General features: G+C 40.7%; 12 protein-coding genes. 4 read left to right on the top strand and 8 right to left on the bottom strand.

Going from position 1 to position 16,887, the window contains the following annotated elements; translation table 11 throughout:
- Positions 1–246: 246 nt before the first annotated feature.
- Together DA100_RS05940 and DA100_RS05935 are read left to right on the top strand one after the other, a co-directional pair.
- A complete protein-coding gene (locus DA100_RS05940; protein ID WP_138971352.1) occupies positions 247–2,133 on the top strand; it encodes a methyl-accepting chemotaxis protein in 1,887 nt (628 codons plus the stop codon).
- A gap of 320 nt (positions 2,134–2,453) precedes the next feature.
- Positions 2,454–2,867, top strand: a complete 414-nt coding sequence (locus DA100_RS05935) for a VF530 family DNA-binding protein (RefSeq protein ID WP_171052154.1) — start codon at positions 2,454–2,456, stop codon at positions 2,865–2,867.
- Positions 2,868–2,976: 109 nt separating this feature from the next.
- Here the strand turns inward: DA100_RS05935 and DA100_RS05930 are convergent, their stop codons facing one another.
- Positions 2,977–4,227, bottom strand: coding sequence for a DEAD/DEAH box helicase (locus tag DA100_RS05930; RefSeq protein ID WP_138971351.1), 1,251 nt, complete (start codon positions 4,225–4,227; stop codon positions 2,977–2,979).
- Between the two features lie 410 nt (positions 4,228–4,637).
- Between DA100_RS05930 and DA100_RS05925 the strand changes: the two genes are divergently transcribed.
- Positions 4,638–5,228, top strand: coding sequence for a response regulator transcription factor (locus DA100_RS05925; RefSeq protein ID WP_138971350.1), 591 nt, complete (start codon positions 4,638–4,640; stop codon positions 5,226–5,228).
- Positions 5,229–5,369: 141 nt separating this feature from the next.
- Here the strand turns inward: DA100_RS05925 and DA100_RS05920 are convergent, their stop codons facing one another.
- From DA100_RS05920 to DA100_RS05890, 6 genes are all read right to left on the bottom strand, one after another.
- Complete coding sequence (locus tag DA100_RS05920) at positions 5,370–6,521, bottom strand: EAL domain-containing response regulator (protein ID WP_138971349.1); 1,152 nt, start codon at positions 6,519–6,521, stop codon at positions 5,370–5,372.
- A complete protein-coding gene (locus DA100_RS05915) occupies positions 6,518–10,249 on the bottom strand; it encodes a transporter substrate-binding domain-containing protein (RefSeq protein WP_138971348.1) in 3,732 nt (1,243 codons plus the stop codon). The genes DA100_RS05920 and DA100_RS05915 overlap by 4 nt, the downstream gene beginning before the upstream one ends.
- Before the next feature lie 264 nt (positions 10,250–10,513).
- Positions 10,514–10,882 carry a response regulator gene (locus DA100_RS05910; protein WP_138971347.1) on the bottom strand — a complete coding sequence of 123 codons (369 nt, stop codon included), beginning with the start codon at positions 10,880–10,882 and terminating at the stop codon, positions 10,514–10,516.
- A 394-nt stretch (positions 10,883–11,276) separates the two neighbouring features.
- A complete protein-coding gene (locus DA100_RS05905; RefSeq protein WP_171052153.1) occupies positions 11,277–11,966 on the bottom strand; it encodes a response regulator transcription factor in 690 nt (229 codons plus the stop codon).
- A 427-nt stretch (positions 11,967–12,393) separates the two neighbouring features.
- A complete protein-coding gene (locus DA100_RS05900; protein WP_138971345.1) occupies positions 12,394–12,615 on the bottom strand; it encodes a hypothetical protein in 222 nt (73 codons plus the stop codon).
- Positions 12,616–13,806: 1,191 nt separating this feature from the next.
- Entirely contained in the window at positions 13,807–14,163 is a 357-nt protein-coding gene (locus DA100_RS05890) for a PilZ domain-containing protein (RefSeq protein WP_138971343.1), read from the bottom strand.
- 345 nt (positions 14,164–14,508) lie between these two features.
- On the opposite strand from DA100_RS05890, the gene rarD reads away from it, so the two are divergent.
- Positions 14,509–15,399: an EamA family transporter RarD gene (gene rarD / locus DA100_RS05885; RefSeq protein ID WP_138971342.1), complete on the top strand. Its 891-nt coding sequence runs from the start codon at positions 14,509–14,511 to the stop codon at positions 15,397–15,399.
- 32 nt (positions 15,400–15,431) lie between these two features.
- Here the strand turns inward: rarD and DA100_RS05880 are convergent, their stop codons facing one another.
- Complete coding sequence (locus tag DA100_RS05880) at positions 15,432–16,850, bottom strand: basic amino acid/polyamine antiporter (protein WP_138971341.1); 1,419 nt, start codon at positions 16,848–16,850, stop codon at positions 15,432–15,434.
- Between the last annotated feature and the right edge of the window lie 37 nt (positions 16,851–16,887).

The following is a 16,887-nucleotide window of genomic DNA, read 5'->3' as shown; positions in this document are numbered from 1 at the left end:
ATCACGAGTAGAATCGTGCATTTGTTCGAGTTGCAGTTTCTGCTGAGGAGTCAGTGTAATTTTCATGGTTCGTAGCATGATCCTGATTCTAAAGAAAATCAAGCATCTTCAATGATCAGGGGTATAAATGGTTAATTAAAAGAATAATCCTACGCCCCACATCTTGTAAACTTATATGTATTTTATTTAATATTATTTGATTATCTAAGACTTGGTTTACTACCAAGTGAGAGCATGGGGTATTTTATGATTGTTTTTTTAAGTAAAAGAAATATTATTCACTCACTGAGTATAAAAAATAAGTTACTTCTTATTAACTTTGTTATTTATATTGGAGTTGGTGGATATTACCTATACAATGAATACAATCAAGATAAAATCGAATACCTCGAGTTTGTAGAAAGAGAGAATACAAATAGTGTCATTGATTTACTCACTCTCAGACGTAACGAAAAAGATTTTATTGAACGCAGAGATGAACAGTATATAACTCGCTTTGACCAGACCTTTGAGCAGTTAACCACTCGTATTGACAATCTTCAACAAGTGGCTAAATCACATAAAATAAACCTTGCAAATGATAACAACCAGGTCCTAGTAAAGCTCGAACAGTACCAAAAGCAATTTCACAAGTTAGCTAATGCCATAATACAGTTAGATGGTGAAACTGAGGCCAGTAGCGTACGTGTTCAACTTACTGCACAAAGAGAACAATTGAAGCAGGTTATTGCTAAGCAAAATGATATGTTGCTTGAGTTATCTGGATTAGAATTAGGCGAGGCTGACTTAGGCTATCTAGCCAACCCAAACCAGGACACCATAAAGCGATTTCAACAGAGCCTCGATCGTTTTACTCAGCAAGCATTAACCGATGATGTACAGACTGCTTTCGACCAATATAGTCAAATAGCGAATAATCATATAGAGCTCGTACAGTCACTTGGTTTAACTGCTAATCATGGCATGAGAAAGGAGCTAAGAGCAAATGTTCATGATGTAGAGCGTTCGATCACGAGTTTACAAAATGATATTCATGAAATTATCGAAGAGGATAAGGTTGCTCTTAATAGGGATCTAAATACCTTTGGTATCATATTGGTATTATCAGTCTCGGGGCTACTTTTTTTGATTGGCAGTACTATTTTAAAACGCATCAATGTCATTAATCTTCGTATGCAGCAAATCGCCACAGGAAATGGTGACCTAACGATTAGAATGAATTCTCAAGGTAATGATGAGCTAACAGCTTTAGCAAACTCGTTTGATTTATTTATTAGTTCTCTACATGAACATATTAAGGAGCTAGCTTCGGTGATTACTATACTCAGTGATAATTCGGATAAATCTGAGCAGTCAGCACTGAAAAGCATTGATAATGTTGAACAACAAAAATTGGAATCTGAGTTAGTGGCAACTTCAGCCAATGAACTGGTTGTGAGTAATAAAGAAATTTCCTCCAACATTGAGTTTGCGGCCAATAATGCTCAACTGGTGACGGAAGAAACTAAAAGCGCACTGGATATGATTTACATTAATGGTAGTAATATTGAGTCATTAGCAGAAAATATTGAGCAATCACAAGCCACCATTGTGGATCTGGAAGAGCAAAGTAAAAATATTAATCAAGTGGTATATTCCATACAGCGTATTTCTGAACAGACCAACTTGCTCGCGTTGAATGCAGCGATCGAAGCTGCTCGGGCAGGTGAAAGCGGGCGTGGATTCTCAGTCGTTGCCGATGAGGTGCGCCAACTCTCCTATCAAACCAACGAATCGACCAAACAGATTGAGTCAACCATTAAAGAGCTGTCACAAAACATTGTTCAGGTTGCGACCAAAATGTATATGAATGCTGAGCAAGCGAGAGAATCTAACTGCCATACACAACAAGTGGTCAAAGCGATTGAAAAAATCAACGACCGCGTCAATGAAATGTCTGATATTAACAGTCAAATCGCGACTGCGTCAGAAGAACAAGCAAAAGTGTCGAGCGAAATCGATCATAATATTACTCAAATATCACATTTGGCTAGTGACACTTTTGAAGTTGTCACTAATTCAGTGAAATACAGTGATGAAATTGCAGGAGTCAGTGACAAACTAAAAAATATTGTCGCAAATTTTAAGTATTAACCCACTTTATATAAATCTTATCTCTGTTTTGATTTTTGGTCGTGACTCCAACATGGAGAACTTGTATTAAAATGGTAACCTTTTCACCCTCAAACAAGAAATCATGGCTACCATTCACGCGGTAAAGGGTAAAACGGTAAAGAGGACCGGTAAAGAGGACAGTCACCCCAAAGAATGAAATCACGGTGAGTGATTTACTCGTGCCCGTCCTGCTATTGTTGGGCTTCTATGGCTTGTATTGAAAATATTTTTCTATAGATATCTCTGCGGTAGATACTTTGTTAAACTCAGCCCTTTAAAGAATGAGACCCAAAAATTAAATGATGACTGACGAAGAAAGAATCGAACTGCAACAAAACAACCCACTGCACGGGCTAAAGCTAGAAACAATGTTGCAGGAGTTGGTGGATTTTTATGGATGGGACATTCTAGATGCAGCAATGCGCTTTAACTGCTTCAATACCAAACCTTCGATTGCAAGTAGCGTAAAGTATTTAAAGAAGACTGAATGGGCAAGAGAAAAATTAGAGAACTTTTACCTATATCGTTTTAAGCGTATGCCAAGAGCGAGTGCAGAGGAATATGACCTACCACCAAGAGCTCGTACTTTTCCTCATGGGCTTGAGCCTAAAGAGCCAATGCAGCTAACGGTTGATTCTATTCTTAAATCACAGGCCAAAGCAGCCTCTGCATTTAAACAGCGCTCCCCTAGAGGACGTCCTTCACGCCGGTAATACAACGCGTGAATTGGCAATAGAGCCCCATTTGACCTTTCAAATGAGGCTCTAAAAAATCGCAAGTGGATAGGTGAGCTGATAGCCCTCTTATCCAGTTACCTACTAGTTACTGCTTACGCTTTTTGCTCTTTTTTCCTGTTCCGGCTGGCTTTGCACGCGGTTTCATCGGTTGAAAATACGCTTCACTCTGGTCGTCTTCCACCTCAAAACCTTCTACCTGTTCACGTTCAAGTTGGAACTTATTCTTCTTTTCGATCACTTTAAAATGGTGATAATCATCGTAATCAATCAGAGATAAGCCTAAACCGACTTCACCTGCACGACCACTACGTCCAATTCGATGCATATAGTCGGCAGGACTACGCGGAAGATCGAAGTTGATGACCACTGGTAACTTTTCTATATCCAGACCACGCGCGGCAATATCGGTAGCGATAAGTACTTGAATCTCGCCTGACTTAAAGCCGTCAAGAACACGCGTGCGCGCTCCTTGTCCTTTGTCACCATGGAAAACCTCGGCGGTGATGCCACGTTTCGATAGTTTTTGAGCCAGATGGTTGCAAGCATTTTTAGCATTAACAAAAATCAATGTCTGTCGCCACTGATGCTGTTTAATGAGATGTGCAAGTACTGCTGTCTTTTGACCCTTGTTCACGCTAAATACACGCTGGACCAAAGTACTCGCTTCAGCGCTTTGAAGTTGAATTTCAATTGGGTCACTGAGCAAGTGCTGAGCCAAAGTCGTTACTTTTTCAGGAAAAGTCGCAGAGAAGAGCAAGGTCTGTTTGTTCTTTGGTAGTAGATCAAGAATCTTATTTAGCTCGTCGGTAAATCCAAGGCTCAGCATACGATCGGCTTCGTCGAGAACGAGCGTTTTTACTTGGTCTAGCTTGATAGCGTTACTCGAGATCAGATCAAGTAGTCGACCCGGAGTCGCAACGATAATGTCACTACCACCACGAAGTGCGAGCATTTGTGGGTTTACTGATACACCACCAAATACAGCGACTGTTTTGATCTTATCTCTAAGATGATATGAATATGATTTTACACTATAGGCCACCTGAGACGCCAACTCACGGGTTGGAACTAGAATCAGGTGAGAAACAAAATTACCACGACGAGGATTTGAGGAATCTTGCTCAAGAATCTTTTGCAGAATTGGCAACGAAAACGCGGCAGTTTTTCCAGATCCCGTGTTGGCACCACCAATGATATCTCTTCCATTAAGCACATGAGGAATGGCATGCGATTGGATTGGAGTTGGCTGGTGATATTCTAATTCATCTAGTCGCTCGACTAGGGTTGAAGTCAGGCCAAGGTCGGCAAAAGTCGTTTGCTGTGTTTTATCTATCATTACAATGAGTGGCTCAATACTGGCTAAAGGCCGTGTATCTTATGCTATTTGGCGCGAGGGTGTTAGCTATATTGATTCAACCACAATATTAGCGGCGCATAAACGAGCTTCCGAGCTCACTATTTTTATTAGGACAGTCACCTCAAAGAGTGCTTTTTATACAAAACACAAAAATGAAATGTAGCGAAATTGACAAAACGATATTAACGCTTATTCATATAAATCTTAATAAAAACACTATTGATTCACTATTGTTACAAAAGCCTATCACGTTCTTACTAGTATCTAAAAAGATATTCAGTTTGTGAAAGTACCCAATAGCTTTCACGTTTTAAGCTCGCTAAACGGCCTCCCTGCTAGGCGAGCTATTTTTTTAGTAAAAATAATAGTGAATAAGGATTTTTTGCAAAATGAATTTCCTATTAATAGATGCTCAACCATTATTTCAAAAAGCGTTAGAAAGTTTAATTAGAACCATCTACCCAAACTGTACTGTATACAAAGAGAGCTGCGCAGCGAAATCGAGCCAGGTCATACGCAGCAAACGTATCGAAACTGTGATTTTGGATACTGAAATCAGCAACGGTAGCGGCATCGACTATGCCAAAAGATTGCGCTCACTGGGTTTTGAAGGTGCAATATTGTTCATATCTTCATGTAATTCAAAAATGTACTCGCAGATCGCTCGTACCAACCGAGCCAATGGATTGGTGTACAAAACGCAAGATATAAAGACAATTCGAGCTGCGATATTACTCGTCAGTCAGGGCAAAGACGCGTTCGAATCCAGTGTAGCAATACCTGCCCAAAAAACTTCGAACCTATCTGCCCGAGAGGCGTTGGTGTTGTCCTATTTGGCGAAAGGATACTCTAATAAAAAAATATCTGAACTTCTCTCTTTGAGCAATAAAACGGTAAGTACTTACAAATCTAGAATATTAAATAAATACAATGCCAATTCCATTATCGAAATAATCTCCTTCCAAGGTTCCATCTCTTAATAACTCCCCTCCCCCTAATCAGCTCAGCCATTGGTTGAGTTATATACGCATGCATTTCAAATGACGGGATAACGACGCTATGGGTTGATTCTCGCCGCCAGCCATATAGAGCGATGAGAATCAAACTTACCTTAGATAGGCTTAGCTAAGAACTTTAAACGATTTGAGTTTTTCAATCGCTAATGGCCTGCCAATGTAAAAACCTTGGCAGACATCCACGCCTAACATACGCAGTGCTTCAAATTCTTCTTTTGTTTCTACCCCTTCCGCGACAACTATTATTTCGGTTCTGCGGCACAGTTCTGTCGTTAAATCGACGATATGCCTCGACTTCAAGTCCGAAAAGTAACGCTTAGTAAATTGGCGATCGATCTTGAGTTCAGTAAACGGGATGTCCACGAGATTACCGAAGCTGGAGTAACCAGTGCCAAAGTCATCGATGGATATTTTTACACCGAGCATCCTCAGCCGAGCGATGTTACTTAGCATTGTTGTCGATGGCTGAAAAATTTGGCTTTCCGTGATTTCAAGGGTCAATAGAGATATGTCCATGCCGACTTCATCTACCATGCTAACCAATTTGTCGACGAGGTCGGGTTCCATAAAGTTGTCTGCGGTCAGATTTATGGATATTTTCATACCATCAGGAATATAGACAAAATCCACTTTGAGTCGATTCATGACGGCATCAAGAAGCAAGTCCGTGTGTTGGTTCGTTTCTAGTAGCGGGATAAAGTAGTTGGGGGTCAGTGTTCCTTTGAGGGGATGCTGCCAGCGCACCAATACTTCGAACCCAATAAGCTTGTTCGTCTTAAAACAAACTTGCGGCTGATAAACATTGTGAAATTGTTCGTTCTCTAAACCATATAAGACTTCATTTATAGAGAAATCGAGGTCCTTTTTCACTGGTGCGCAAGACAATAACTCACTTGTCATCTGTATAAGATTACACAGGCTATCTTCATAGACAGGTTTAACTAAGGTTCCGACCACATTAAGACCAAGAGTTGTCGCCATCTTGCTCGCTAAAGCAATAATGCCTTCATCAACACAGCTGGAGATACACACAGCATTGTTATAATGGTTTTTCTTTAGCTCCGATAAAAACATCAGTCCGTCTTTATCAGGCAAGTCGAGGTCACTAATGATTAAGTCGAATTGGATCCTGCTTAGTAACGCCATAGCCTTCTCTACCGAAGTCGCAGAGTGGACATTCTTGCAGCCAATATTTTTCAGTTTGTAGCCAAGTAAGATAAGCTCTAGAGGACTATCGTCAAGGATAAGTATGTTCATTTCTTCGACCTTTGATAGTTCTCGATAAGCGCAATGTTTTTCTGCATTACATCGGCCAGAATCTCTAGCTGTGACTTAAGCTCGACTTTTCTCCCTTCTTTAATCGAGCGTTCTACCTTGTAAATAATCTTGGCAAGATCATCGATGCCCAAACTTAACGCACCACCTTTGATCTTGTGTACCGTTTTCTGGAGCGCGGGTATATCCTCTTGCTGCTCTTCTAATAACTTGAGATCGCTTGATAGGCACGCTACCGAAATCTTCCTTAATTGCTCAACCTCCTCTTCACTATATTTGTCTAACCAGTGCGTGATAGGGGCGATTTTAGTTCCATTATCTAACAAGCATGCCTCCAATAGATTCCTTAGTTTCTCTATTCCATAAGGTTTGAACAAGATATGATCGAACCCCGATTCATTAGACTTACTTCGAACAATGCTCGAATCCTCTGCTGTACAGCCAATAATGGTTAGGTGTTTATCTAGATTGGCTTCATTGCGCAGTTTGCTAGAGAGTTCGAACCCATCCATATTGGGCATATGGCAATCCGTAATAAGTAGATCAAAGCCATCAGGATGCTCCATGATCGCGTGGTAAGCGGCTTCACCATCGTCAACCATATTGACCGTCAGCCCCAACTGCTCTAGCTGCTTACGAATCACAAGTTGGTTGATAGGGTTATCTTCCGCAACGAGTACCGTTCCTTGCAATTGCTCGAATCTTAAGGGCGTTAATGTCGAGGCTTTTTCTGTATGCTGATACAAGCATTCAAATAGTAAGTCTGGAAATATCGGCGAATTAGACAAAACAATCTGTTGTTGCTCCACTTGCTTAAACCCCTCAACACCATCCTTGAAGACAATACGTCTTTCGAAAGGTATCTCACTGTCGACATTGCTGTAGTCAGAAGTGATCAGAATGCTGTGTCCCTTATCTGGAATTTCTAACTCTCGGTAGCCGGTTAGCGTCGACCAGATAGCGACCCACTCTTTGATGTTGTCACTCACGTCACCGAACTGAATATCCAAGCTGCTGAGCTGTCCTTTGTAGGTGCTAACGAGCTGATGCGGTAGCGAAACCGACATCTTAGTACCAAGATTTTCAATACTCTCAACATTAAGTTGCCCATTCATGAGTTCGACCAACTCAGAAACAATGGACAAACCTAACCCAGTGCCACCGTACTTCCGTGCAATTGAGCTATCCGCTTGAACAAATGGACTAAACACAGTGGCAAGAACTTTTGTCGACATACCACAGCCAGTATCTGTCACCAAAAAGTTAATTGATGTATCGCTGAGTTCAACTTCTAATGTCACCGTGCCTATATCGGTAAATTTAATCGCATTGGACAGGAGGTTGTTAAGTATTTGCGAATACCTGAGACCATCAATAGAGACCAACCTGACATTGGTAGGTTTAAAGTCATAGTGTAGGCGGATGCCTTTCTTATCTGCGGCAATTTTGTGGACGCGCAGAACCTCACTGGTCTCTCGCAAGACATCACAATCAAAAGGGGAAAGCTTGAGTTGGTCAGCCTCCAGCTTCGAGAAATCCAGAATATCATTCACCAGAACATTCAGTTGTCTTGCTGATGACGAGATGTTGTTAATGAGCAAAGTTTCCTCTTCATCTTCGATTTTTGCCCCTAGCATTTCAATCAACCCGACCATGCCAGCGATTGGCGTTCTTAGCTCATGCGTCATCGAGGCGAGAAACTTATCGCGTGCCTGAATCGCCGATTCCGCCTTTTTCTTGGCATTCTTCAGATCGTTTTCTCGTTGGTTTTTCTCGGTAATATCATTAATGACCGTTAGGATGTATTCCTTGTCGTTGAGCGTGATTTTCTTACTGACATACTCCATCATTTCCATGTCTAGCGGACAGTTATATGTGCGGCAAACATCACTGATCGTCAGATCATTGTGGAACATGTCGTCAAATACTTTCTTATTTTTGTAGCCCATACCGCTTTCGGAAATGTGGCAAGCATTACACTCATTACTCAAATATTTGCTGCAGTTTGTGTAGCGGATATTGGATCTGCCGTCGTAGATAAAAACAATTGAAGGGATCTGACGAATCACAGAGTTTAAAAACTCATTTTCGATTCTCGTTGCAGCGGCATCTTTTTCCTTGATGATAACGTTGAGCTTCATATTCTTCTGCAACAAATAGAAAATCACGACGCTAAACAGAAAGACAAACACAAAACCAAACGTCACCTGATAGAGGTATTTTTCTTCATAGCCATAGACGACATTAAACGGGTCATAGGAATTCTTAATTTTGTTTAATTCGTTTTGATCCCAGGTTCTGAAAATGCTGTTCAGCACATTAATGAGTGAAAGCTTATCTGACGAAACGGCCATTGCCAGATTCACGACAATCGGTTTGGTACGATCGACAAAGTACTCGTCGTCAGCATGAGACGATATAATCATCTCAATGATATCTTCACGTATGTAAGCGATGTCAATCTCACCCGTTTCTAACGCCCTTAGGATTTTTTTAGAATCCCTAAACACTTTGGTGCTCTCGCCAAATAACTGATTTTTAACGTCAACATGCTTTTTGCTTTCAGATAACAGAACGCCTTTCGACTCTTTTTTGGGTTCAGCCGAATGTGCGAGGCTGACAGTGTAATAAGTAAACGACATGAAGGTGTCGGTAAACTCAACACTCTCGTTGGAGCCCATGGTTATCGATGAGTAAGGGACGAGATCAATCTCATTTGACGCCAGCATATCGTAAGTTGACACAGACTGCCTTAAGGGAACATACTCAAATTCGAGCGTCGTCCTTGATGATATCAGGTCTAGAACATCCTTGAGATAGCCAGAAAGACTTCCATCTTGATTCCTAAAAAGTAGAGGAAACGTATCGTCGTCGAATGAGTACTTGATGATATTGCTGTAATTGCTATTACGAAATGCCCTATTAATCATGTCCGAAAAATAATAAGGACTGATGCTGTTTATGAGGTGATCACTTTCAATCGAACGCTTGATAATCTTATTGATGATCTCGACTAGACGCTTGTTTTCGTCGAGTGAAACAATCTGCGCGTAAACAAATCCTCCCCAAGGAGGCGTTGAAATAGAGCTGGAGACATTATCTGTCGCGTTCAGATACTCGGCAAAGCTAATATAGCTATCAATAAATATCTTATCGTCACTCTTGAGAACACTTTGCGTACCCTGTCTAAAGTTAGCCACGCGAGTCACATTCTCTATTCCACGGCTATCCAAAATATTACAATATACCGTTCCAACAACGCACACCCATGGTCGCTTTTCTAAGTTTTCTTGGTCAACATAACTATTACTCCAATAGGCAACTGTGCTTTTAAATATAGGTGCTGAGTAGAACAATCCTTGCTTATCTTTAATCGCTTTATCGTTAAAATCGAGTATCAAGTCCGCTTCCTTTGCATACAGAGCAGACATCACTTGCGAGGTATTTTCAAACTCGACAAATTCGATCTTCAGACCGAGTTCATTGGCAATTTTTTTCAGATAGGTCACGTTAAGGTTATAAAACTCACCGTGTCCAGATGTCGGATAAACTGGCCGCCCTTTTTCGGACAGCACAGCGATATTCACATCTCCTAGGCTTTCTATGTACTGATAATCCTCCTGTGACATTGGGTCCATAGAGGCGGCATAAGCGGTATTAATCAATGACACGCTAGCTAGTAGAAAAAATATATTTAACAATAGAGACATCTATAAAACCTTGAAACTGATGTAAGTGAGTAATTTCAATTTAAATAACTAGGCCAATGATTTAACGATATTCACATACCATTAACCAACCAAGGTATCATTCATGTAACAATAGGAATTAAAATTAGAGATGTGTATCATAATTGCAACATGTCCATATTAAACACCAACTACCATTCCATTCATTTAATAAAAACAGTTCATGTCGAAAATTAAAAACATCCAAAATAGTTAAGTCCGAATTTAATACCTATCTATAAGCAATCAGCAAACCCTAACAATGACGTCAACCAATTCTCCGATGGTATAAGGTTTCTTCAAGCAACCATTCATTTGACTATTATTGAGTTCATTTTTTATATCATCGTAACAATGTGCACTGCATGCGATGATAGGAATATCGATATCAAACTCTCTAATCAAATCGCTGGCTTCAAATCCATTTAGATAAGGCATTTCTAGATCCATAAAAATCAGATCGTAGTTACGGTTATTTCGATAGTGCAAAACGAGGCTTTCTCCATCCTCAAAATGCATAAATTTCGCGCCAAGATGTGTCAACATCTTGATTAGCACAATAGCATTGAGAGGATAATCCTCCGCAATTAGGACGTTTATATCTTGAAAATTCATGATTGATTACATATGTACTCAGATGATCTCTCGGCGAAGATAGAAAATAAGCTCATCTAGATAATAAATTGAAAATCTCAACGAACTCATTATTATCAGATAGTTGTATTCATATTTTTCGTCGATAAAGACCATTTGTCTCAGATGATTGGAAAGTGAGTACAGTCCCAACAAACCTGAACTACCAACCAACTTATGTCTTCTGCGGCTCATGTCATCAATGAGAACAAACGATGAGTGGCCAAACGAGCAACATCGCCCCAACTTTAAAATCTCTTCTCTTAAACTTTGGATGAGTGTCATTGCGTCCGCTTTATTACCAAAGCAGACGTTGTCAATTAAGTAGGTTAGCTCCTCGCATCGGTATTTCATTGGGCCTTTTCACTATTTATTTCTATCTATTGAAATTCACTTTGTATCCCTTGCCCCTGACTGACTGTAGCTCTACTTTGCCGCAGGTTTGTTGACTGATTTTCTTTCTCAGGCGACTAATCGCAAGATCGAGCGCCCGACTCCAACCATCATAGCCATGCCCTTTTGTTGAATAACTTAATTCTTCCCGGTCAGCAAAGAAGTTATCCTGTGACAAAATAAAGAACAAAATATTGGCTTCATTTTTTGTCAACTCCAATACAGTACCGTTATATTCGAACGTACGCTGATCCTTATTAATTTCAAAACAAGGAGTATCGGCCTCTTCGTGATAAGCCTTAAAGTGCTCAGTATCTTCCATATTGACAAGTCGCTTAACTCGACTTATCAGGATATCCACTCCTCTCTGCTTTAATAAAAAATCAGACGCCCCCATCTCAAAGCTTTTTAATTCGATTCTGGTACTTTGTTTGGCGGTATAGACGATTACCGGGCAATCGAGTATTTTCGTTAACCGAGAAAATGAATCCAAACTTGACCCAGAAGGTAACTGAACATCAAAAATAGCAAGATCAAAATGATTCCCCACCGCAGCATGAAAAGCAGAGGAAACATCAAATGATTGTACAACTATAAATCCAACCTTTTCCAATGCTCCTTTTATTAGCCTAGAAGTAAATAGGTCATCTTCTAATAATAGGATTCGCTTCAAGACTCTTCCCCTATTGAAATGCAAGTAGCACCACTGTCTTAATTTTACTAAGAGGCCTTACGATTAATAAAATCGGAAGGAAGACGCCTTAAATCTGTCCAATCAAAAGTTATCTATAAACCATCAATCAGAACTATCGGCCATTGAATGTTTACAACTTTGACCAAACAAAGATTAAACCATTCAACATACACTCTTAGGCAACAATTTAGTTAAGTATTTTCTGACAAAATACCCGTTTACCTTTTAATGTCTTTATTGTAACAAAGTCATACAATTATGTATCAGTAACACATAATTTTCAGACTTATCTTACCTAAGATATAGGTTGTTTCATTACACACGTTGCATATATTAAGGAGAAGAGTGACATTTAATTCGTTTGCTCCGAGATGTTATTAATCACTTCGGTGACCTGGCTAATGTTTCAAGAGCTATTCTTTAGCTCCAAAACCAGTTCCGCCGCTTTGTTGATTGATAAAGAAATCATCTTAGTGATCTCTCTTGATCTATCCATGCCAACCTGACCAATGACGACTTGGCTTTTCACATCATCAGGCGCTTTTTGCCCATAATTCGCGTTGTTATTGACTTCTTGTGCGGTGTAAGACAGTTCGGTTACAGAAACACTAATTAGGTTGATCAGCATTACCAGCAATGTCAGTAAGATTTTTCAGACTACTCTCATACCATCGGTCTATTCTATCTGTATAGTCCACTTCATCGATATCCCTCGCAGAGGCTTTCAATAACATCAATCTGATATTGTATGTTGCGATAACATCCTTCCCATATATTTTTTAGTCGAATCAAGTGAATGCTGGCGATTAGCGTTGCTTTCTTCGAACTCACTACATACTGACAATACATGGAAAATAGTAGTGAAATGGTCAGAAATACTAGTGAAAACAGACTGATTAACCATGCTTTAATGGATAGATTTCGTTTTAGTGGATAGATTTCGAAAGTTAAGTTTCATTGGGCTGTCTTATCATATTAGGTAATTTCGACACAATATTACCAAAAGCCTCTGTTATTTTGTATCAATATAGTAACAACAACTAGATGACCCTCTATCGGCATAAAGAATTGACGTCAAGCCATTGAAGTTAAAAGCAATTTTATGTCGCCAGCCGAAATTCCATCAGTGGCGAATACCCCATACATTGCGCAGAATCCCAGCCAAATTGCCATTTAGAGCATTAAGTAAAATTCAATTGATTTTATTAAAAATTTGTCAGAATATTCCAATCCACCCACAAGCATCATAAACTTTAGATTAGAAAACCAAGCATCTAAATTGTTAGTTCATTCAAGCTAAAATAATAAAATCAGATTTATCAAAAATAATTAATTGTGTTTCAAATAGGAATCAACAGTGACTAGTGGGCTAAGAATCTCAGTTTCCATTGTCTAGTTTGAGACTATTGTTGAGAAAGAAGATAAGATCACTCAGCATATCGATATTGAGCAACTCGATACATAGTTTGATAATTTATGAATGAACAAGAACTAATTAGTACTATAAGAAATAAGAGACAGCTCCTTGGAATGACTCAAGATGACTTGGCTCAACTGTGTAATACTTCCCCTTCTCATATTTGTAGAATTGAAAACGGGCAATCCAGTCCGAAGTTGAGCACCTTAATTAAAATATATGACACGCTCTTGATCTCTATGACGATTCACTGCGAGAACAGATAATTCTATCTAGTTAACGCTTTGAACTATAGACGGTCGGTTTGAATAGGAGAACGTTTGTTGCAAGGTTCAGTATGGCTGGATTGATGATTAAACAGAGTGTGATCTCTTAAAAGAGAGAAAAGTCATGCCGCTAATGTTACGCAACTCGTTCTCTTAAACGTGCGAAGAAGACTGGATATTTATTTTTAATATGACGCTGTTCATCAACCATAATTTTGAAGGTTGGGCCAACGCGAAGTTGAATTATCACTTCGTCGCTGTCAAAACGCAGTACCGCTCCCTCTATGTCGACTGAGTTTTCATCATGGAGGTTTAGAACACCTTTGACGGTTAAGCCCTTGTACATAGAGGTGAAGTTGTTCATCACCATTCTTATCCCACCCTCGGACACCTCTGTGACTTGAAACATTTCATCTGCAAACTTTACAAACGGCCTTGCTCGCTTTGGGTATTTTAAACGGTAATATTTCCGTTTCTGATCTAAGTCCTTCATGCTCTTGCTCCCTACAACTCAGCATCCAGCTATATACATTAATTATAGTACTTCCTATTTAGTCAGTACTTAAGGTGATAATAATCTAACATACAAGGACTTACATCTACAGACCTATTGCCGTTGTCCTCTCTCTACTGAGAGCGAATCCCCGTTTCTCAGTCGGCAGCTGAGTGTCTTGCTGACCACACCACTGAAATTTAACATTTTTATTACTTATTATTCTACCAGCCTTGTATGACAACAGAACAATGCTCCAAACATTACTCACTGAGTGACTAATTTCTTTACACTCTAGCTTAGAGGTAATAGATTTTTCTAACGATTAATTGACATGAGGTCATTATGTCTGACCATCGTCTAGGCAACGGAATGGCAGCCTTTTCTTTCGTAGTATGGGGGTTGTTGCCTTTGTACTATCAATACCTACCCAACGCTGCGAGCGATGAGTTACTGGCGATACGGTTGATCGCCTCTGTTCCTCTCGGCGTGCTCATCGTCCTCATGTCTACCAAACACTTACCTAATTTAACCGCTATCTGGTTAGATAAACGCTCTCTCGTATATACCTTTGCTGCCGCTATTGTTATGTCTTTTTCGTGGCTTGCGTTCACTTGGGCGTTAACTAATGAAAGAGTCATGGAATCAAGTCTGGGCTTTTTCATCAGTCCGATTGTAACAATGGCGCTTGGGGTAATTTTGCTTGGCGAATGCCTGTCACTAGGCAAAAAAGTCGCGCTCCTGTTGGCATGCATTGGGCTTATTTATCAAATCATTCATTATGGTGAGATCCCCCTTGTTGCCATTTCGATCGCTGTGTTTTTCTCACTCTACAGCTGGCTGAAAAAGCAAATCGGTTTCGATTGGGCTACGAGTCTGTTTGTCGAAGCCTTGGTTTTACTGCCTATCGCAGCGATCTACATGCTGGTTAAAGAGATTACTTTTGGGGCCGTATCCCTTCACTCAGATACGACGACTCTTATGCTGTATCTTGGTTCAGCTCCAGCAACGCTACTCCCTTTGGTCTTCTATTCGATCGCTATACGACTGACCTCTTTAACAACAATTGGCTTGATGCAATATATCGAACCATCTATCCAGTTTCTTCTTGCCGTTTATCTATTTGGTGAACTCTTCGATGAAGTAAAACTCATCAGCTTTGGGCTTATTTGGGTGGGTTTAGCATTCACTGTGCTGGAAAGCGCACGATACCGCTATGCAGCCAAGAGCCGATAAAAAAATCCCCCGCAATAACGCGGGGGAAAGTGTCAAAATCCGAGACTAAGGCTGCCTTGCCACAGAAGAGCCATCGAGAAGAGCGCTGTTACTCCAAGCATGCTTGCTCCAAGCTTTTCCTTTCCTGCGAATGGATTCACGCCTTGTTCACTTTTGGCCTTGATGTAGAAATACAGTCCGGGCAGATAGAGTATTGCGGACAACAATAAATAGTTGAGACCAGACGCGTACAACAGCCATAGTCCGTAAACAGATGCACCGAGACCGATAAAAAGTAGGCTGCCTCGATTCTTCTCTTCAATGGCGATTTTTAGGACAAATGCTCCGACTAAGAAATACGGTACCAAAATCATCTCTGAAGCGATAATCAGCAAGGTGTCGTAAGTACTACCAGCGAACATGACAAAGATTAGGGAAACCTGAATCCAGATATTCGTTAAGGTCAGCGGCTTAACCGGACTCCCCGCTTCGTTCAGTCGCGCATAACTTTTAGGAAACATCTTCTCCTTAGCGCATAGATAAGGCGCTTCAGACGCAAGAACTGTCCAGCTAAGAAATGCACCACACACGGAGATCAGTAACCCAATACTGATGATGTATTGTCCCCATGGACCTAAAATGACCGTCAATACTCGCGCCATAGATGGGTTTTGATATTGAGCCAGTTCAACCGGCTTTACCACACCCATTGAAAGTAAGGTGACGAATACATAGATTGCTAACGCGGTAAGTAGCCCTAGAATCGTCGCTCGCCCGATGTCCTTTCTGTTTCGAGCTCTACCTGAGACGACAACAGCGCCTTCAATGCCGATAAACACCCATACCGTCACAAGCATCGTACTCTTCACTTGCGACCATAGACTGTGCTCCTCACCAAAATGAACGCCGGTAAAATCAAGAGTGAAAGTGTTCCAACTAAAGGCAAGCATCGCACAGACAATAAACACCATCAGCGGAACCAGTTTTGCGTACGTTGTCACCATATTAATCAATGCGGCAGTTTGGACACCGCGCAACACCAGCGCATGCACCATCCACAGCAAGCAAGATGCACCAATAATCGAAATTACCGTGTTGCCTTGACCAAAAATAACGTTATCCGGAGTATCAAATAGCATCCCTAGAGTGCTGAATACGATAACCAGATAAGAGACGTTGGCCAACATTGCGCTTAGCCAGTAGCCCCATGCTGAGCAAAAACCAACAAAATCCCCAAATCCCGCTTTTGCGTAGCCAAAAACACCGCTGTCGACATTTGGTCGATGTGAGGCAAGCGTTTGGAAAGAGAGCGCAAGAAAGATCATACCCACGCCAGTGATTGTCCAGCCAATCATTACAGCAGCAGGGCTAGCTACCGAAGCCATATTTTGTGGCAAGCTAAACACACCAGCTCCAATCATCGAACCGATGACGATGGCGGTCAGGGAGCTCAAGCCAAGTTTGTTATCCATGTTGTTTCCACGGGACGCAATCAGAAGGAAGGGATTT

The sequence above is a fragment of the Vibrio sp. Hep-1b-8 genome, assembly GCF_006124995.1.
Lineage (GTDB): Bacteria > Pseudomonadota > Gammaproteobacteria > Enterobacterales > Vibrionaceae > Vibrio.
The sequence above is the reverse complement of the archived record's forward strand: the minus strand, read 5'-3'. Positions and strand labels throughout refer to the sequence as shown.

Coding starts and splice junctions, on each gene's coding strand:
- DA100_RS05920 (WP_138971349.1), bottom strand. CDS start 6,521: ATGAACATACTTATCCTTGACGATAGTCCTCTAGAGCTTATCTTACTT.
- DA100_RS05915 (WP_138971348.1), bottom strand. CDS start 10,249: ATGTCTCTATTGTTAAATATATTTTTTCTACTAGCTAGCGTGTCATTG.
- DA100_RS05925 (WP_138971350.1), top strand. CDS start 4,638: ATGAATTTCCTATTAATAGATGCTCAACCATTATTTCAAAAAGCGTTA.
- DA100_RS05900 (WP_138971345.1), bottom strand. CDS start 12,615: ATGCTGATCAACCTAATTAGTGTTTCTGTAACCGAACTGTCTTACACC.
- DA100_RS05930 (WP_138971351.1), bottom strand. CDS start 4,227: ATGATAGATAAAACACAGCAAACGACTTTTGCCGACCTTGGCCTGACT.
- DA100_RS05890 (WP_138971343.1), bottom strand. CDS start 14,163: ATGAAGGACTTAGATCAGAAACGGAAATATTACCGTTTAAAATACCCA.
- DA100_RS05940 (WP_138971352.1), top strand. CDS start 247: ATGATTGTTTTTTTAAGTAAAAGAAATATTATTCACTCACTGAGTATA.
- DA100_RS05935 (WP_171052154.1), top strand. CDS start 2,454: ATGATGACTGACGAAGAAAGAATCGAACTGCAACAAAACAACCCACTG.
- DA100_RS05880 (WP_138971341.1), bottom strand. CDS start 16,850: ATGGATAACAAACTTGGCTTGAGCTCCCTGACCGCCATCGTCATCGGT.
- DA100_RS05910 (WP_138971347.1), bottom strand. CDS start 10,882: ATGAATTTTCAAGATATAAACGTCCTAATTGCGGAGGATTATCCTCTC.
- rarD (WP_138971342.1), top strand. CDS start 14,509: ATGTCTGACCATCGTCTAGGCAACGGAATGGCAGCCTTTTCTTTCGTA.